The 19,054-nt window shown below is 45.1% G+C and carries 16 protein-coding genes and 1 pseudogene; 10 read left to right on the top strand and 7 right to left on the bottom strand.

Annotated elements, in window-relative coordinates; all coding sequences use genetic code 11:
* Positions 1-59 precede the first annotated feature (59 nt).
* The 3 genes from mutS to V1498_RS13870 all read left to right on the top strand — a co-directional run bounded on the left by mutS (position 60) and on the right by V1498_RS13870 (position 5,484).
* Positions 60-2,669, top strand: coding sequence for a DNA mismatch repair protein MutS (gene mutS, locus V1498_RS13880; protein WP_409294301.1), 2,610 nt, complete (start codon positions 60-62; stop codon positions 2,667-2,669).
* Positions 2,670-2,891: 222 nt separating this feature from the next.
* Positions 2,892-4,787 (top strand): DNA mismatch repair endonuclease MutL, encoded by a 1,896-nt coding sequence (gene mutL, locus V1498_RS13875; protein ID WP_409294300.1) that lies wholly within the window; start codon positions 2,892-2,894, stop codon positions 4,785-4,787.
* A 211-nt stretch (positions 4,788-4,998) separates the two neighbouring features.
* Entirely contained in the window at positions 4,999-5,484 is a 486-nt protein-coding gene (locus V1498_RS13870; RefSeq protein WP_409294299.1) for a hypothetical protein, read from the top strand.
* A 340-nt stretch (positions 5,485-5,824) separates the two neighbouring features.
* On the opposite strand, the gene ndk is transcribed toward V1498_RS13870, so the two are convergent.
* The 4 genes from ndk to V1498_RS13850 form a co-directional block, all read right to left on the bottom strand.
* Complete coding sequence (gene ndk, locus V1498_RS13865; RefSeq protein ID WP_409299293.1) at positions 5,825-6,280, bottom strand: nucleoside-diphosphate kinase; 456 nt, start codon at positions 6,278-6,280, stop codon at positions 5,825-5,827.
* A gap of 263 nt (positions 6,281-6,543) precedes the next feature.
* On the bottom strand, positions 6,544-7,794 hold the full coding sequence (locus V1498_RS13860) for a S8 family peptidase (RefSeq protein ID WP_409294298.1): 1,251 nt from the start codon (positions 7,792-7,794) through the stop codon (positions 6,544-6,546).
* A gap of 349 nt (positions 7,795-8,143) precedes the next feature.
* Positions 8,144-8,431 (bottom strand): YxcD family protein, encoded by a 288-nt coding sequence (locus tag V1498_RS13855; protein WP_409294297.1) that lies wholly within the window; start codon positions 8,429-8,431, stop codon positions 8,144-8,146.
* On the bottom strand, positions 8,419-8,850 hold the full coding sequence (locus tag V1498_RS13850; RefSeq protein ID WP_409294296.1) for a hypothetical protein: 432 nt from the start codon (positions 8,848-8,850) through the stop codon (positions 8,419-8,421). Before V1498_RS13850 ends, V1498_RS13855 begins: the two co-directional genes overlap by 13 nt.
* 446 nt (positions 8,851-9,296) lie before the next feature.
* Here V1498_RS13850 and V1498_RS13845 point away from each other — a divergent pair, with 446 nt between their 5' ends.
* On the top strand, positions 9,297-10,265 hold the full coding sequence (locus V1498_RS13845; protein WP_409294295.1) for a proline dehydrogenase family protein: 969 nt from the start codon (positions 9,297-9,299) through the stop codon (positions 10,263-10,265).
* A 162-nt stretch (positions 10,266-10,427) separates the two neighbouring features.
* Complete coding sequence (locus V1498_RS13840; RefSeq protein WP_409299291.1) at positions 10,428-11,438, top strand: IS1595 family transposase; 1,011 nt, start codon at positions 10,428-10,430, stop codon at positions 11,436-11,438.
* Positions 11,439-11,627: 189 nt separating this feature from the next.
* On the opposite strand, the gene V1498_RS13835 is transcribed toward V1498_RS13840, so the two are convergent.
* Together V1498_RS13835 and V1498_RS13830 are read right to left on the bottom strand one after the other, a co-directional pair.
* The gene (locus V1498_RS13835; protein ID WP_409294294.1) at positions 11,628-11,939 is read right to left on the bottom strand and encodes a hypothetical protein; all 312 of its coding nucleotides are present in this window, start codon (positions 11,937-11,939) and stop codon (positions 11,628-11,630) included.
* Between the two features lie 202 nt (positions 11,940-12,141).
* Positions 12,142-12,989: pseudogene (locus tag V1498_RS13830) on the bottom strand (Cof-type HAD-IIB family hydrolase).
* Between the two features lie 139 nt (positions 12,990-13,128).
* Between V1498_RS13830 and pfkB the strand changes: the two are divergent.
* From pfkB to V1498_RS13810, 4 genes are all read left to right on the top strand, one after another.
* The gene (gene pfkB, locus V1498_RS13825) at positions 13,129-14,085 is read left to right on the top strand and encodes a 1-phosphofructokinase (protein ID WP_409294293.1); all 957 of its coding nucleotides are present in this window, start codon (positions 13,129-13,131) and stop codon (positions 14,083-14,085) included.
* A complete protein-coding gene (locus tag V1498_RS13820; RefSeq protein WP_409294292.1) occupies positions 14,082-15,506 on the top strand; it encodes a PTS fructose transporter subunit IIC in 1,425 nt (474 codons plus the stop codon). Before pfkB ends, V1498_RS13820 begins: the two co-directional genes overlap by 4 nt.
* A gap of 30 nt (positions 15,507-15,536) precedes the next feature.
* The gene (locus V1498_RS13815; RefSeq protein ID WP_409294291.1) at positions 15,537-15,995 is read left to right on the top strand and encodes a PTS sugar transporter subunit IIA; all 459 of its coding nucleotides are present in this window, start codon (positions 15,537-15,539) and stop codon (positions 15,993-15,995) included.
* Between the two features lie 66 nt (positions 15,996-16,061).
* Complete coding sequence (locus V1498_RS13810; RefSeq protein ID WP_409299290.1) at positions 16,062-16,892, top strand: tagatose bisphosphate family class II aldolase; 831 nt, start codon at positions 16,062-16,064, stop codon at positions 16,890-16,892.
* A gap of 148 nt (positions 16,893-17,040) precedes the next feature.
* Here the strand turns inward: V1498_RS13810 and V1498_RS13805 are convergent, their stop codons facing one another.
* The gene (locus V1498_RS13805) at positions 17,041-17,817 is read right to left on the bottom strand and encodes a MurR/RpiR family transcriptional regulator (RefSeq protein WP_409294290.1); all 777 of its coding nucleotides are present in this window, start codon (positions 17,815-17,817) and stop codon (positions 17,041-17,043) included.
* A 205-nt stretch (positions 17,818-18,022) separates the two neighbouring features.
* On the opposite strand from V1498_RS13805, the gene V1498_RS13800 reads away from it, so the two are divergent.
* Complete coding sequence (locus V1498_RS13800) at positions 18,023-19,000, top strand: ring-cleaving dioxygenase (RefSeq protein WP_409294289.1); 978 nt, start codon at positions 18,023-18,025, stop codon at positions 18,998-19,000.
* Positions 19,001-19,054 lie beyond the last annotated feature (54 nt).

The following is a 19,054-nucleotide window of genomic DNA, read 5'->3' as shown; positions in this document are numbered from 1 at the left end:
TCTGAGACATGTTATAATAACTCTAATAGGATTATAGTTTGGAAAGGTTTTGAATTGATATGGCAGGCTATACGCCAATGATGCAGCAATATTTACGAATCAAGGCAGAGTACCAGGATGCCTTTTTATTTTTTCGCTTAGGCGACTTTTATGAAATGTTCTTCGAGGATGCAGAGCGTGCCTCCCAGGAGCTGGAAATTACACTAACCAGCCGTGACGGGGGCAGCGAGAACCGCATCCCGATGTGCGGGGTGCCTTATCATGCGGCACCGAATTATATTGAACAGCTCGTGACCAAGGGATTTAAGGTTGCCATCTGTGAGCAGACAGAAGATCCGAAACAGGCAAAAGGCGTGGTCAGGCGCGAAGTGGTCCAGCTGATCACTCCGGGGACCATGATGGAAGGAAAAGGAATTACGGATAAAGAAAATGTCTTCATTGCAACGCTGACCCATCTGGATGATCATTCGTTCGGGCTTGCTTATAATGATTTATCAACAGGCGAACTCAAGGCTACCATTATCAGAGGCGGCTTCCAGGAAGCGGTGAATGAAATTGCGGTGCTTGGGGCCAGGGAAGTTGTCATTGACAGGGAACTGCATGAGGACTGCCAAAAGATGCTTTCTGACAGGAATGCGGCCATTTCCTATGAGGAACTACATACGGATTATGATGATTTTGCCCATTTAATAAAGGCTGTCCAGCATCAGGAGGAGCTGGTCGTAACTGTTGGGCGGCTGCTTCGTTATCTATTCAGGACACAGAAGCGGAGCCTTGATCACCTGCAGCCGGTCGTTTTCTATGAAAGCACTCAGCACATGAAAATTGATTACCACTCAAAGCGGAATCTTGAGCTTACTGAAACCGTAAGGACCAAAGGGAAAAAAGGATCGCTCCTTTGGCTTCTTGATGAAACGAAGACTGCTATGGGAGGCAGGGTCTTGAAGCAATGGATCGACAGGCCTCTCATCAGCCGGCAGCAGATTGAGGAGCGGCAGGCGCTTGTTTCCCAATTCCTCGAGCAATACTTCGAGCGGGAGGAGCTCCGCGAATTATTAAAAGAAGTATATGACCTTGAACGCCTGGCAGGCAGGGTGGCGTTTGGGAATGTTTCCGCCCGGGACCTTCTTCAGCTGAAACGATCTCTACAGCAGGTGCCTTCCATCATGGAGGTACTGGACAGGATGGGCGGCAGGGGAGCACTGCTTGCAGAGGAAATGGATCCATGCCGGGAACTGGCTGAACATCTTGAGAAGGCGATTTCTGACAATCCTCCCCTTTCCGTGAAGGAAGGGAATATCATCCGGGACGGCTTCAGCGAGGAGCTAGACACCTACCGTGATGCAAGCAGGAATGGAAAGGACTGGATTGCTCAGCTGGAAAAATCAGAGCGTGAACGAACAGGAATCCGGTCGCTTAAAATAGGCTATAACCGAATTTTCGGCTATTATCTTGAGATCACGCGGCCGAATCTCCATCTGCTGCAGGATGAGCGCTATGAACGGAAGCAGACATTATCAAACGCAGAGCGATTCATCACTCCGGAACTGAAGGAAAAAGAAGCCTTGATCCTCCAGGCCGAGGAAAAAAGCATCAGCCTTGAATACGACTTGTTCCTGAAGCTTAGGGAGATGGTGAAAACCTATATCGCAAGGCTTCAGCAGCTCGCCAGGATCATCAGCGAGCTGGATGCCCTCCAATGCTTCGCGGCTGTCAGTGAACAAAGGCGCTATGTGAAGCCTGTATTCTCTGATGATAAGGTTCTTGACATTAAAAACGGCCGGCATCCAGTCGTTGAAAAGGTAATGGGCGCCCAGGAGTATGTGCCCAATTCCATCCGGATGGATGAGGAGAGGGAAATCCTCCTGATTACCGGACCTAATATGTCCGGTAAAAGTACCTTCATGAGACAGGTTGCCCTGATGGCGATCCTTGCACAAATCGGCTGTTTTGTGCCGGCCGACGAGGCGGTGCTGCCCATATTCGATAAAGTGTTCACAAGGATCGGCGCTGCCGATGATCTGATTTCCGGCCAGAGCACATTCATGGTCGAGATGCTTGAAGCGAAGCATGCAATCGACCATGCAACCGGGGACAGCCTGATATTATTTGACGAAATAGGCCGGGGCACATCGACTTATGATGGAATGGCCCTGGCACAGTCAATTATTGAATATATTCATGATGAAATCGGGGCAAAGACGATTTTTTCCACTCACTACCATGAACTTACGGTACTTGGCGGACGTCTGGACAGAGTGAAGAATGTCCATGTGAGCGCCGTCGAGCAGAACGGGAGAGTGGTCTTCCTTCATAAAGTGAAAGAAGGAGCAGCGGACAAAAGCTATGGCATTCATGTTGCACAGCTTGCCGAGCTGCCGGAAAAACTGATCAGCCGCGCTAATTCAATTCTTTTAGAGCTTGAAAAGGGAAAGCCGGAACTTAATACGGGCGCTTCGGTCCCAGCTGAAAGAAACACTATCCGGGAAGACGTGAAAATGGACGAACAGCTGTCTTTCTTCGGCGAGAGAAAGCAGGAAAAGCAGAAGGCGGCCAATACCCGTGAAGCCAAAGTGATCGAAGAGCTGAAATCATTAAGCGTTCTGGAAATGACTCCGCTCGAGGCAATGAATGCCTTGTTCAGCATACAGAAGAAAATAAAGAGTTGAACCTTACGGGGCTTTCAGAATGATTTTCGGATAGCTGCGGAAGCTTCTATGGCTGCACAGGCATGGGGTTCGGAATGATTCAGAAGCTCTTCCGAAATTAGGACAGGGCTATGGGTGGTCCAAATCATTCGAAAGGGATTTAAAAGACAAGAGGCCCATTGCTTATACATGTATTCATGGGTTCCGAAAGACTCGAAAGCAAGAATGATGGAGGTGATATATATGGGAAGAATCGTTCAGCTCGATCATTCCCTTGCGAATAAAATCGCAGCCGGCGAGGTGGTTGAAAGGCCGGCATCTGTCGTGAAGGAGCTCGTTGAAAATGCGATCGATGCGGACAGCAAGATGATAGAAATCCACCTCGAGGAAGCGGGGCTTGCCAGCATCCGGATCATCGATGACGGCCATGGCTTGGAGCCGGATGACGTCCTAACAGCATTCGAGCGCCATGCCACGAGCAAAATCAAGGATGAGCAGGATCTTTTCCGAATCCGGACTCTTGGTTTCCGCGGAGAGGCACTGCCGAGCATTGCCTCTGTATCACGCCTTGAACTTCGCACCAGCACAGGGGAAGGGCCGGGTACGAGAGTGGTCATTGAAGGCGGGGAACTGAAGGAGCACGCGGGCTGTTCAAGCCGGAAAGGGACTGATATCACAGTCGCCGACTTGTTCTTCAATACTCCCGCCCGTTTGAAATATTTGAAATCGATCCATACGGAGCTTGGCAACATCACCGATACGGTAAACAGGCTGGCGCTGTCCAATCCTAATGTATCATTCAAGCTCATCAATAATGAAAAAAAACTGCTTCACACCAATGGAAATAATAATATCCAGCAGGTGCTCGCAGCCATCTACGGCCTTGGCATCGCCAAGACCATGGTGCCGGTCAGGGGCAGGTCGCTGGACTTTGAGGTCCACGGCTATGTATCCCTGCCGGAAGTGACGAGGGCTTCAAGGAACTATATCTCAACTATGATCAATGGACGGTTCATCAAAAACTATACCCTGGCCAAAGCCGTAATGGAGGGCTATCATACGCTGCTCCCGATCGGCAGGTATCCGATTGCGATGCTGTCCATTGAAATGGATCCGCTTCTTGTTGATGTGAATGTTCATCCTTCCAAAATGGAAGTAAGGCTGAGTAAAGAAGCAGAACTGTTCGAGCTGATTGCACACACAATCAAAGGCGCCTTCAAAACAAAGCAGCTCATCCCGGGCAACTCCCCTGTAAGGAAAAAGGAGAAGGATGAAAGCGAGCAGGCAGCTTTCGAATTTGAAACATCCACGGTTCCGAATCATTCGGAACGGGAGCAGGGCAGGGAATACAAAAGTTCAGCTCCTCTTATAAGGGAAGATGGAGAACGCACCGGGACGCTGGCCGATTATCAGCCGGTCATCCAAACCGTACAGCACAGGCAGCCAGAGCCTGCTGCATATAAAGCACCGGATTATGCGGATATCTTATCAAAAGAGGCAGAACCGGAAACACAACTGGAACAGCCGGAAGCGGCTCCCGTCCCTGAGGCTCCTGACAGAGTGCCGGTCCTGTATCCAATCGGCCAGATGCACGGCACCTATATTCTGGCACAGAATGAAAAAGGCCTGTACATCATCGATCAGCATGCTGCACAGGAGCGGATCAAATATGAATATTTCCGCGAAAAAGTAGGTCAGGTAGATAGCGAACTGCAGGAAATGCTCATCCCTATCACGCTTGAATATTCTACCGATGAAGTCATCCGCATCCAGGAGAATATACCTGAGCTCGAAGCGGTGGGAGTTTTCCTTGAAGAATTCGGCCATAATTCCTTTATTGTCCGTTCCCATCCACAGTGGTTCCCAAAAGGGATGGAACAGCAGATCATAGATGAAATGATCCAGCAGGTCCTGTCGGTCAAAAAGGTGGATATCAAAAAGCTGAGGGAGGAAGCAGCCATCCTCATGAGCTGTAAAGGCTCCATCAAGGCCAACCACTATCTCAGGCACGAAGATATGCAGGCTCTTCTTGACGAACTGAGAAGATCTTCTGATCCCTTTACATGCCCCCATGGACGGCCTATCATCATCCATTATTCCACCTATGAGATGGAGAAGATGTTCAAGCGGGTGATGTAGGAGAATGATACAGCAGGAAAAGGCTATGGAAGCATCATCTTATCGGATGATGCTTTTTTCTTTTTTTAATAGATGGTAGGTAGTGAGAATAAAGCTGTTTCATTTGAAAAGTAAATAAAATGTCCAGTTTTGCCGATTATTGTTTCTCTAAAAAATAGATTTATAGTAAATTTATACCAGAACTCTATTAAACAGAGGGAGGAGAAAGTATATGAAAAAAATTTGGTTTATGCTGCTTCTGGCATTGCCGCTGGCATTGGCTGGATGCGGCAGCGATCCTGTTCAGGATGAAATTTTAAAGTATGTAAATGAAGAGATGCCGAAACTGGCCGATAAGGAAGAAAAGGTAATTAAAGATTATGAAAGCATTACCGGGCAGAATTATACAGATGATCAGACGATGTATGACAAGCTGCAGGGAACCATCATTCCCAAATACAATGAATTTATATCTGACCTGGAAGGCGTAGAAGTGGATTCCAAAGACCTATCCAATATACACGAGGGATACATAGAGGCAGTCAATATCCAGGGCGAGGCCTTTGTGAAAATGACTGAAGCAATCGAAAAGCAGGATTCAGGCTTGATTGCAGAGGCCAACTCGATGCTTGCGGATGCCCGTAAGAAAATGCGGACCTTTCAATCTGATATCAAAGGACTTGCAAAAGAACATGATGTAACATTTGAAGAAAAATGATTGCTTGGATTTATATGGAGGAGAGACTAACGCATCAGGGGAGTGGTAAAATGGAAGGCCAAAATCCGCCCCCGCAAGTAAATGGCCGGTTTTGGCAAGTAAATCATTTGTTTTTTTCAAATAAATGGTAATTTTGGCAAGTGCGCTTTCGCAAGTAACTGATTAATGGGCAAGCCAAGACCATTTTATTTAGCTTTTAAATATCCAGATATCCAGATATTCTTTTTTTCTAGAACAAGATTAAAAATTCCCCCTTTTGGCCGTGACTGTTCCATTCAAGCGGGATTTTATCTGAAAATAAACTACCCCCGATAAGAAGTCGGGGGGCTTAGTAATTCACTTATACAGACTTCCGTTTTTCAGCGTGAGAATTGTCCGCTATGTCCCGCTTTTTCAGCAGACTGAAGAAATTTTCAATCTCACGCTCAGCACTTAAGAGTGAATCAGAACCATGAATCACATTCTCTTCCTTACTGTGGGCAAAGTCACCGCGTATGGTGCCTGGCAGTGCTTCTGCCGGGCTTGTCTTTCCGATCATGAGGCGTGAAACTTCTATAATATTTTCACCTTCCCATACCATAGCAAAAACAGCACCGGATGTTATAAAATCCACCAATTCACCGAAAAATGGCTTCTCCTGATGTTCCATATAATGATATTCGGCCTTTGAACGGTCTACCACCATAAGCTCTGCGTTCAATAAGGAAAATCCTTTTTGTTCAAAACGCCTGATAACCTCGCCGATTAATCCCCGTTTTACTCCATCCGGTTTTATCATAATGAATGTGCGCTGCATTGTCATTCGATCACCTTCTTCTATATAAGTTCCCATTCGCGGCCTTGTGATATACCTTGTGATATAAAGGACACTGAATAGATGGGTTTATAATCCATTATGGGAGAGAACCCGGCAATTTATACAAAGGGGGATGAAAAGAATGAAGAGAAGGGAGGGAGGTCCTTATACAGCAGTACCAATTTAATAGTGATGTATGGTGAACCGGTCAAAAAGAAAGGAGGCAGCTCCTCATCATTGAGGGCTGCCTCCAGCTCATTCAATTATTTTACCCTGGCAAAGCCGAATCCGGATGCATAGTCATCACCGGCTGCTGCACCGGTTCCACCGAGGATATCGTATACTTTGGAGCGCTGCTGCAGCTCGCTGCGCAGCTGCGTATGTGTCAGGCTTTTGTTGGCTGACCAGATTTTCGCGGCAAGGCCGGACACATGCGGTGTTGCCATTGACGTCCCGCTGATGGTATTGTAGCCGCCATTGGTCCAGGTCGATTCTATGGCTGCTCCAGGAGCGGAAATTTCCACATCACGTTCCTGGATGACAAAGTCACCGTCAGTCAATGGATTTCCTCTGGAAGAGAAGTCGGCGACACGGTAAGAGCCGTTTGACTGGACGTTCTCAAGAGCGGCCACTGCCACTGCATTTGGAAGGGCACCCGGATAACCGATTGTGTTGCTTCCAGGTCCGCTGTTCCCGGCAGCTGCAATAACAAGGACGCCTTTGCTGTAGGCATAATCCACAGCGCTTGCTATTAAACTATCTTTTGCGGAAGAACCGAGTGACATTGAGATAATGACCTTAGAGCCAGTGCGCGTGCTCTCGTCCGCTGCATGCCTGATTGCGGCTGCAATATCATCAGAGTACCCCGATCCATTATTGCCTAATACCTTATAAGCCCATAATTCTGCCTGTGGGGCAACACCGTAAATTCCCTGGCCGGTGGAGCCGCCATTTGCCAAAGCTGAACCAGCCACATGCGTGCCATGTCCGTTCCGGTCACTGCAGGAATTATTGACCATGGTGCTCGTACCGGTGAAGTCCTTGCACTGTTCAACATTCTGCGACAGGTCAGCGTGCGTTTTGTAGACCCCTGTATCAAGTACAGCAATTTTGACACCATCACCGCCGGATGATGCCGAAAGGGCGGAATCGTTATATATAGCTTTAATGCCCCAAGGCACCCTGGCTGAAGGAGCTGCTGCTGCGGCCTTAAGGGGCTTATCTGCCTGTACACTGAATTCCGGTACACGCTCTATCGTTACTTTTTTGTTTTTTTGGAGAGATTCGTATTCCTGCCGGGTGACATCAGTGGTGTAGCCCTGGCCGCCAAAGTCTCTGTGTTCTTTATGTAACATTTTCATTTTTGATTTTTCTTCAGAAGCAGCTTTGATCAATACCCGAAACTTTTCAGATGGCTGAGCCGATTCAACCTTGGCATGCGATACAGATCCAAAAAAGGAAAAACTTAATGTCAAACTAAGCATGAATGAACTTAATACTCTCTTTTTCTTCATAGTTTTTCTCCCTTCAGCCTATAAATAGTTTAAAAGATTTTCCGTTGTAAAGTAAGTATATTTATAGATAGAGGTTTTCACCATATGCTGAATGAACCAAAATAGTAGAAATATTCTGAATTTTATTGACCCATATGTCTCATTTTTGATTTTGACCCTTTTTATGTGTGCTGACAGGCAAACAGGGGAGTAATAAACAGTTTTTCGATTGGCGGCATGGCGGCAAGGCCGGTTAAAGGTTTATATAGAGGCAGATAAAAAGGATGGATCCATTAATAAGAATCCATCCAATTACAATCATATTGAGTGGTACATGAATTCAGATTTTATTTTGGGACGAATGAAAGGGTTACCCAACCTCGGCGATAATACCGATTTCATCATCCAGGACGAGCCTGATTCCGGCATAAGGGTCCCGGCCTAAATACTCATCCAGCCACAATCGAAGGGCTTCGATCAAATTGGCCATGATAAGCACCTGCTTGCGTCCATCAGCATACGCTTCAGCCGAAAACCCGTAGTCATCGTCATGAATCAACTCGACTTCAACCTCCTGGGGCTCAAGCTGTTTTTTACGGGCCACATAGACGCAGACTGCGTTGATGATATCCTGCTCTGAAATGATCAGTTTCTCCATGAACGATAATCCTCTTGCTGTCTTTTATTTCTCCTTGCGGCAAAGAAGCTGCGAATCAATGAAAAGACAAAATACATGGCCACAAGGTTTACCATCATGCCAAGAAGTGATCCAAAAGCGCCCATATTGGCAAACATGCTGCCGAACAGAAGGCCGGCGATACCGCCATACATCAAGCCTCTCATGAAACCGCCGGAGTTCCGTTTTTGCGCGGCTGACTTGGAAGAGGTGGATGGGCTTTGTTTTTTGGTTTGGAAGTATGGTGAATTTTTAGTGGTGCTTCCGTTTGTATTAAAGCTTCTCTTTCCGGACTTGTATCCCCGGGCTTCGACTTTCTGTCCTTGATCATGGAAGACGTAGTGGCCGACGGGCGAAAATATAAGGGCGGCAGAGAGAATGGCAGACATCAATTTTTTCATGTATAGTTTCCTCCTGGTTGATTTTATTATGTTATTACCTTTTTTCAGAGAATTAAACGAATGTTTACCTTTCCATCTCCTCCTCAATCATATAAAAAGACCTTTACCGATGTAATGGTAAAGGTCTTTGGAAATGTCTGGTTTTATCCCTTTACCAATATGGCAAAGGTCTCGCAAACAACTTTTTAGGTTGCCAGACATGCCGGTGATGAAACATCACGTATTGACGACATACCTGTAAGCTACTCCCCTTTGGAGCTATATATTATTATCTGCTATACCTATATTGTACGGCAAAGCAGGGATTATGTCAATGCCAGCGCTCTTAATACGCCTCATATGAAGATTTTTAAAATAGTTAAATTGGAAAATTTGAAAAATATATTATATTAAAAAAGCATGTTATAATGATGGAGAAAATAACTTATGAATTAGGGGAAATGACTATGTTAAAAGATTTGTTTATAAGCCTCTCCCAAAATGAATTTTTAAATAGCGCCGCTAAAAAGTATGGCCTGAAGCTCGGGGCACAGAGTGTTGTAGCCGGGACGAACCTTGAAGAAACCATCCAAAGCATCAAAGAGCTTAACGCACACGGTATTTCCTGTACAGTAGACAACCTTGGCGAATTCGTTTTTGAAAAAGAAAAAGCACGTGAAGCGAAGGAGCAGATCCTTGCCGTTATTGAGGCGATAAATGAAAGCGGTGTCGACGCGCATATCTCATTGAAGCCGTCACAGGTCGGCCTTGATATAGACTATGATTTCTGTTTGGACAACATCAGGGAAATCGTGGAACTGGCAGACAGGTATGATATCTTCGTAAATATGGACATGGAAGACAATAAGCGCCTGCAGCCATCGTTTGACATATTGGATGAACTATCTGCCCGCTATGATAATGTCGGGACTGTCATCCAGGCCTACTTCTTCAGGGCCGTAGAAGATATTAAAAAATATAAAAATTTACGTCTCCGCTTAGTTAAGGGTGCTTATAAAGAGCCTGCTGAACTGGCTTATCAGGATAAGAAGGAAATAGATGAAAATTTTATCAACCTGATAGAATGGCATCTTCTTAATGGAAAGTTCACTTCCATTGCCACACATGATCATAGAGTGATTCATCACGTAAAGGAATTTGTAAGGGTTCACAATATCCCGAATGAGAAGTTCGAATTCCAGATGCTGTACGGATTCAGAAAAGACATGCAGCTGAAGCTCGCATCCGAAGGATATAATTTTTGTACGTATGTGCCCTTTGGCCAGGATTGGTATGGCTACTTCATGCGCCGTCTTGCAGAAAGGCCGCAAAATCTCAATCTGGTAGCTAAACAGGTTTTCAATAAGAAAACGAATACATTCCTCGGAGTAGCCGCAGGTGCGTTCCTGCTTGGCAGACTTACGAAGAAAAAATAATAGATGAAGAGGGTGTTCCAAAGTTTATAACTTTTGGACACCCTCTTTGCTTACAAAATGGCTGTGTTAAAGTTATTGGTTGATTTTGAAGAAAATGTTCTCCTTTGTAGTATCCTGAATGTATATATACAAAAGGGGCAATTCATATGACTTTAAGGAAACATAATAGCTAATATTTCTTCCTTGAATGATAAGGACAAAGAATATATTTTAGATTATCTAACTCGCCATTTCTCGCCGACTGCCTCACAACAAGGAGCTTTAATCAGTGAATTGAGAGAGAGAAAGTTTTCTCATGGTTTTCATTGTCGGCAGTGTGGAAGTACATCAGTGGTTCGTTACGGGAAGCGTGACGGTCGCCAACGTTATAAGTGCAAAGACTGCCATAAATTAACCAGCGATTTGACCAATTCCCCTATGTATCGTTCAAAAAAGGCAGATAAATGGATTCCGTTTATAGAGTGTATGTTGAGTGGTCTATCACTTCGTGAAACCGCTAAAAAAGTTGGCATTACTCACGTAACCACTTTTTACTGGAGGCATAAAGTGTTATCTGCTCTCGCAAAAGAAAGTATCGGTATAATTGAAGGACTAGTAGAAGTAGATGAAACATACTTCTTAGAAAGCCATAAAGGACGAAGAGTTATTCCGCATCGTAAACCTAGAAAACGTGGTGGTTCCGCTTTCAAAAGAGGTATTTCCAATGAACAAGTTTGTGTATTAGTAGCTAGAGACCGAAACAACAAAACAACCCTTTCAAAACGGGTCGGTTCAGGTAGAATTCTAATGGAACAAATTGATGACACCCTTACATCGCATCTTAGGAATGATATGGTGCTTATTTCCGATGCCCACAATTCTTACAAATCTTACACATCTACTAACAATGTGGAGCACGTCATCATAAACGGAAGTAAGAAAGAATATGTAAAGAAAGGCATCTACCACCTCAATAATATTAATAATTACCATTCCCGTTTAAAGAAATGGATAAGTCGGTTTAATGGTGTCTCTACGAAGTATTTACAACTTTATTTAGTGTGGTTTCAATTCCTAGACAATAGGAAAATGGAAAGCGATTTAAGCAAGAAAAAACAAATGCTTATTTTGGCAAGTGTTCATGGAACATGGGAAACGGCAGAAAAGTTAAGGCTGAGAGACTGTGCATTCTAAATAAAAAGTGCACATAAAAATGAGCTGGGAAATGTATCTCCAAGCTCATTGCATTTTGAGATGTCTATTTTATACTAAAGCAAGTACATTTGTTCACAAACCTTGGTTCAGTATAGGAATGCTGCCCCTTTTAATAAGCATATGGGGTGTTATATCTTAAACTCCATAATGGACTGTTCTAACCAGTTGTTATGATTGACTATTTATTAATTCATCATAATACTCTTTGGAATCTGAAATATTGTTATCGATAAAAAATTTAGCCTGATGTTTGAACATATCTATATAAGAATCTCTATCCATACTTAAGTCTCCCAAATCACTAACGTCTCCTTGGACTTGTACAGTATTTGCTTTTAAATCAACAAAAACGGTCATATATGTGTTTTCTTTGTATGTAACCGTACCAACTACTAGTTGGTTCACTAAGTCTATAATAGGAAATTCGTGATTTACTCCTGTTGATTTAAAAACCGTATATCCAACATTAGATTTATCCATTTTTCACCTCGTGCATTTATATTTAATAAACCATATATTCTTATATTTGTGCTAATCTGCTCGTTAGTTTAAGTGTAACCCTTCACAAACTCATTCTTATTTTAACATAAATATCCAGTTGAGGTAAATTTAATTTAATCAGATGTAGGGTGCGTATCACCATACCAATTCACTATAAATCAACCTTTACCTTTAACATAGCCTACAAAATAAAATTCCTCAAAGCATAAGCCACTCCATCTTCCTCACAGTTCAAGGTTATATGAGAACTCTGTTTTTTCACAGACTCTTCTGCGTTTCCCATCGCTATACTCATGCCCGCTTTTTCGAACATGGAGAGATCGTTTAATTGGTCTCCAATGGCAGCTGAGTCGGTGAGGGGAATTCCGAGTTCGCCGGCCAGCATTTCAAGTGCCTTTCCTTTTGATGCGTGTGGATGGGCGATTTCAAGCTTAGTCCAGCCGGAAGTGGTGAGGGAAATATCGGTCCGCAGTGACAGCGCCTCATTAAGCTTTCTTAATTTTTCCTGATTGAACGAGAATACAAATATTTTATACACTTCATAATGATGCGCCGGGTCTGACAAATTTTCCACTTTTTCAAATCCATGCTGTTCGTATTGAATTTCAAGCATACGGGCAGCCCATTCTTCCGGGAAGTCAGGAATTTCCTCTGTTAATCGATCTATTTCTCCTTGAAGAAGTGTCCGGCCGGTGTCAGCCGCTCTTATTCCCTCATTTGTATAAAGTTCGGCATATAACTCCAGGCCAGCAAGTATTTCAAGAATCTTCCCGACTTGTTCAGAGGTAAGTTTCAGGTTGTGCAGCAGTTTCCCTTTAACATGTATGATGGCTCCGTTGCCGCACATCACCGGGCATGTAAGGCCGGCTGATCCAAGAATGTGCGTGTATCATGGAGAGATCTTCCTGAAGAAATGGCCGGAATATGGCCTTTTTCCTGTGCTTCCCGCACAGCCGCGGCATTTTCCCGAGAAATTCTCCCATCCCCGGATAAAAGAGTGCCATCAAGATCGATCGCTATCAACTTCATGTTCATTCCTCCTTAACCCATATATATAACAGTATAAATTTCTTTAGGGTGAAAACCTTTACATATTACGAAAACATTTTCATGAAAGCGCATGCCATAATGAGTATATCAAAAAACAAACAAAACTCATCAAGAGGGGGTGGCTCTTATTTTCTATACATGCACTCTGAATCCGGCAGTAGATTTGTTCATGGAAGTGGACGCATTGAAACCTGATGTGGTAAACCGCACAAACATGGAAGATTATCAGCCCAATGGCAAAACGATCAATGTTTCTATCATTTTGGAAAGGATGGGTATCCACAACACTGCACTGGGGTTCCTTGGCGGTTTCACAGGGGAGTTCATCGAGCAGGAACTTGTGAAAACAGGCGTAGAAACGGATTTCATAAAAATAAATGGAATCACCCGAATCAACAATTTTATCAGGGCAGGGGAGAAGGAGTTCAAAGTGGTCAATAAAGGCCCTGTTATTTCGCCGGCTGAAGCGGAAGAATTGCTCGGAAAGATTTCATCCATCCCCAAAGGAAGCTTCCTGTTCGTCTCAGGCAGCCTGCCAAGCGGGATAAATGATGATATATATGTAGCGATTGCCGAAATATCTAAACACCGCAAGCTGAAGCTGGTGCTCGACATCAGCTCAAACAGGCTCTTGGACTGCCTGAGCTTCTCTCCTTATCTGATCAAGCCAAATGATGAAGAACTGGCTTCGTTTTTTAACCGGCCTTCTGTATCCAAGGAGGAAGCAGCGGGACTAGCTCAGGAAATGATTGAAAAAGGTGCAGAAAGGGTGCTTGTTTCTTTTGGCAGCAAAGGTTCGCTCTTTATAACAAAAGAGGAAATCTATAGTGTCACGGCTCCGGCCGGTGATGTTATGAACACGGCATGTGCAGGGGATGCATTGCTTGCTTCTTTCATCGGACGGCTGAAACAGGGGGCAGGCTTGCCGGAAGCCCTAAAATACGCCTCAGCTGCCGGGGCTGCCACCGCCTTTTCAATGGGGCTCGGGAGCCTGGACGAAGCAGAGCGGCTTAAGAAACATATTGAGGTCCACAGGCTGGATCATCCATTTTACAAGGAGGCTCGTTCGATATGAAAAGAATAAAAATCGTTGCCGCCACTGGCTGTCCTACCGGAATTGCGCACACATTCATGGCTGCAGAAGCACTTAAGATTGCCGCCAGAAAACTGAATGTGGATATCAAAGTGGAAACTCATGGACAGGTGGGAATTGAAAATGCCCTTACTGCACAGGAAATAAAGGAAGCTGATGGAGTCATTGTTGCTGCCGATAAAGACGTGAATGCCGGACGTTTTGCCGGAAAGCCGGTAGTGGATGTCCCGGTTGCCCGCGGCATACGGGATGCAGAGGAATTAATCCAGACCATCATTGACGGCAGGGCTAAAACGTCAAAGGCTGCCGGTAATAACAGTGCTGACAATGAGGATGATGGAGTGTCCGGCGCGTCAATGGGGCGGCAGATTTACAAGCACCTGATGAATGGAGTTTCCCATATGCTCCCATTTGTAGTGGGAGGCGGCGTATTGATTGCGATCTCCTTCCTATTCGGGATCCATTCTGCCGATCCGAAGCATGAGACCTATAATCCCGCTGCAAAAATGCTGATGGATATAGGTGGATTTGGTTTTCAGATGATGGTTCCCATCCTCGCTGCCTATATTGCTGAGTCTATCGGAAAGCGCCCGGGACTTGTTGCCGGTTTTATCGGCGGTTTGATCGCTTCAACAGGAGGCGCCGGTTTCCTTGGGGGTATTGCGGCCGGCTTCCTGGCAGGCTATGCAATTGTTTTATTATCAAAATTGTTAAAGGGCATTCCACAGTCTCTTGAAGGCTTGAAAGCCATCTTCCTCTACCCTGTTCTTGGCATACTCATAACGGGCGTCCTCATGATGTTTTTTGTTGAACCCATGACAGCAATCAATGAAGGAATGAAGTCTTTCCTGGCTGACTTCCAGGGAGCAAATCCCGTACTGCTTGGGCTGATTGTCGGCTGCATGAGCGCATTTGACATGGGCGGACCGATCAACAAGGCTGCCTATGTCACGGGAACGGCCCTTCTGGCGGAAGGCAATATGTTTTTCATGGCTGGTGTTTCAGCTGCCTGCATCACCCCGCCGCTAGTCATTGCGTTCGCAACGCTCTTCTTTAAGAATCGTTTCAACCAGTCAGAAAGGAATGCAGGCCTTGTCAATTTCATCCTTGGTTCGACGCACATCACAGAGGGAGCCATTCCCTTCGCAGCCAAGAATCCGCTTGTGGTCATTCCCATTTTGATGGCGGCCTCATCGATCTCGGCCATCCTGACCTATTTGTTCGGAGTGGAAGTGCCGGCGCCTCATGGAGGGTTCCTGGTTCTGCCGGTTGTAACCGGAGCGGTTAAATGGGTGACCGCCATTCTGGCAGGATCGCTTGCCGGAGCTTTTTTATACGGTCTATCAAGGAAATCAAGCATAACCAAGAGTGATGAAGCCCATGATCCGAAATTAAGCGCATGATCTGAAAACACACACAGGAGGGGTTATGACATGAACAGTCTATTTACACTGGATACGATCCGTGTGGATGAGAAGATAAATGATCAGCAGGAAGCATTTAAGCGAATTGCCGGAATTGCTTTTGAAAATGGAATCACTGAATCACCTGAAGACGTGGCGGCCGGGTTAAAGGAGCGGGAGAAGGAAGGGACAACCGGTTTCCTGGAAGGCTTCGCCATTCCCCATACAAAATCGGCGGCTGTTAAAGAGCCGGCCGTGATTGTCATCAGGACAACAGAAGGAATCGAGTGGCAGTCCCTGGACGGAGAGCCTGTCAGCTTCATTATTTCACTGCTTATCCCGGAAGAGGAAAAAGGGACCACCCATTTAACTTTGTTATCTCATATTTCAAGGCTCCTGATTCATGCAGAAGTGAGGCGGGACCTGCGGGGGGCTGCGGACCAAGCTGGAATCGTTGAAGTGCTGGGCAAAGCCGCTGTCAGTCAATAACCTGGAAAAGAAGGAGGGAACAATGTGACAGTTAATACAGAGACCGCTTTAGTGAATACGAAAGAAATGCTTTTGAATGCGAGAAGGGATGGCTATGCAGTGCCGGCCTTTAATATCCATAACTTAGAAACCATACAGGTGGTTGTGGAAGCGGCAGCGGAAATGAGATCGCCTGTCATTCTGGCCGGGACTCCTGGAACATTCGCCTATGGTGGCAGGGACTATGTCCAGGCCATCGCAGAAGCAGCCGCAAAGAAATACAGCATTCCCATCGCGCTCCATCTGGACCATCATGAAACATTGGAAGATATCAAAGCCTCAGTTGATTTAGGCACTAAATCGGTTATGATTGATGCTTCCCACCACAGCTTTGAGGAAAATATCAGAATTGTAAAAGAAGTAGCAGAGTATGCCCACTCCCATGGGGCAACTGTAGAGGCTGAGCTTGGCCGTCTTGGGGGGCAGGAAGATGATCTTGTGGTAGACGAAGCGGATTCCTTTTATACGGACCCAAAAGCCGCCAATGAATTTGTAAAGCGTACAGGAGTTGATTCTCTTGCGGTTGCCATCGGAACAGCGCATGGTCTGTACAAATCAGAGCCTAAGCTTGACTTTGACCGGCTTTCTGAAATCCAAAAAACGGTGGATGTGCCTCTTGTCCTGCACGGGGCATCCGGTATAAGCACAGGAGATGTGCGGCGTGCCATTGACCTTGGCTGCTGCAAGGTAAACATTGCCACGGAATTGAAAATACCATTTTCCCAGGCTCTCAGGGATTACTTGACAGACCATCCCGATGCGAACGACCCTAGGAAATACATGGCACCAGCTAAGGAAGCAATGAAGAAGGTTGTCATTGAAAAAATCAAGATGTGCATGAGTGAAAATAGATATTGAAATGCAAAAACACGTGAACCCTTGGATCATGTGTTTTTTGCTTTTCTATTGATGCATTTAATGGGCGCATCCGATAGACATGGCTGATAAAGAAGGATAGGAGAGAACGGGAAAAATTCATCTGGATAGCCAGGAATTAAATGATCCTTCATATCATCCGGATTACATAAGCATCCAGAATGATCCGGGATAAAACCTGAAGGGGCAGGCGGGACCTGACTTCATAATCCGGGAAAAAGGAATGGGAGCTCTTATAGCCGAAGAGAGTGATTTCAGAGAGTCTGGCTAATGAGGAATCAATGCCGGCGGTAAGGGTAATGGTGCTGATATGATTGATTTTAAAATTCTTGCAGGCCTCTACAAGTTCTTCCGTCTCACCATTAAGGGATATAAAAATAGCCAGCTCATCCGGTTTTAATTTCCTTGAAATCACGCGGATGATATTGGGATCGGTATGCAATTCACAATTCTTTTCCAGCAGCTGCAGCTTTGTCGTGATTTCAGTTCCAATCATTTCTGAAAATCCGCGGGCAAAAACGAATATTTTCTCAGCATTATGTATTTTTTGAATCGCATCCTCTATGTTGCCGCTGTTCAACATTTTGATGGTATTCAATACTTCAAGTTCATTTTTTTTGATCGCCTGTTTGATTCTGTCATCAATCTCATCCAGTACATCAATATCCTGTTGTGATGTTAATTGATCTTTGATGCTGTATTTAAATGAAGTATATCCCGCATGACCGATTTTTTTCATCATCCTGACAATGGTGGCAGTGGAGACACTTGCTTCCTCGCTCAGCTTAACAATGGACATATTAGGGATTTGTTCAATATTTTTGACAAGATAGTCAAGCAAGAACCGTTCAGCTTCACTGAGAGTCTGATACTTTTCCGCGGGGATATCAAAAATTAAACCGTTCATAACATGTCACCTCTAAATATCGAAATATTCTATAATTGTACCATACCGCTCCATAAGAACCGCGAAGAATATTTGACAAAGTCCTTGATGTATATTATCTTTAATTAAAGATGTTTTATTTTGAGATAAATTAAGTTGGTTCACTTAGCAATCAGAGGGAAATAGATAAAATGACACTATTAATAATATCAGGAGGGAATTACAAATGAACGAGTTAAAAGGAGTTCATCATGTCACAGCCATTACCAGCAGCGCTGAAAAAAATTACGAGTTTTTTACCTATGTCCTTGGCATGCGGCTGGTAAAGAAAACGGTAAATCAGGATGACATTCAGACATACCATCTCTTCTTTGCGGACGATACCGGCAGCCCCGGCACGGATATGACGTTCTTTGATTTTCCGGGCATTCCAAAAGGAGTACATGGTACTAATGAAATTTCCAAAACATCCTTCCGGGTCCCGAGTGATGCAGCCCTGGGTTACTGGGTTGAAAGATTTGACCGCTTAGAAGTGAAGCACGAGGGAATCAAGGAGCAGTTCGGAACAAAAACATTGTCTTTCGTTGATTTCGATGATCAAAAATATCAACTCATTTCAGACGAAGCGGATAAAGGAGTGGAATCCGGCACACCGTGGCAGAAAGGGCCAGTACCTCTTCAGTATGCAATAACCGGGCTTGGACCAGTCTTTGTCAGGGTGGCAAATTTCGATTTCTTTAAAGAAGTCCTAGAGAAGGCATTGTTGTTTAAAGAATTAAAAAAAGAAGGAGCTTTCCACCTGTTTGAAGCAGGAAAAGGCGGAAACGGGGCTTCCGTCATTGTGGAGCATAACTCAGTCCTTCCTGATGCCCGCCAGGGGTTTGGCACCGTCCACCATGCGGCATTCCGGGTAGAAGACCGTTCAGTTCTTGAAGAATGGATCGGACGCATGGAAGGATTCGGATTCCAGACCTCCGGTTTTGTGGACAGATTCTTCTTCCAGTCGCTTTATACGCGGGTGGCACCCCAGATCCTGTTTGAATTCGCAACGGACGGACCGGGCTTCATGGGCGATGAACCATATGAAACGCTTGGGGAAAAACTTTCTCTGCCGCCGTTTCTGGAATCCAAGCGGGAGCAGATTGAATCGCTTGTCAGACCGATCGATACAGTTCGCAGCACTATAGATTTCAAGAAAGAATAAGGGAAGTGGCGGATATTTTGAATCCGCCATTTTTCTTGCCGCAGGAAGTTTTTC

The organism is Paraperibacillus marinus (assembly GCF_046237605.1).
Classification (GTDB): Bacteria; Bacillota; Bacilli; order Bacillales; family DSM-1321; genus Paraperibacillus; species Paraperibacillus marinus.
Note: the sequence above shows the minus strand (reverse complement) of the source record. Positions and strands in the feature narration are given on the sequence as shown.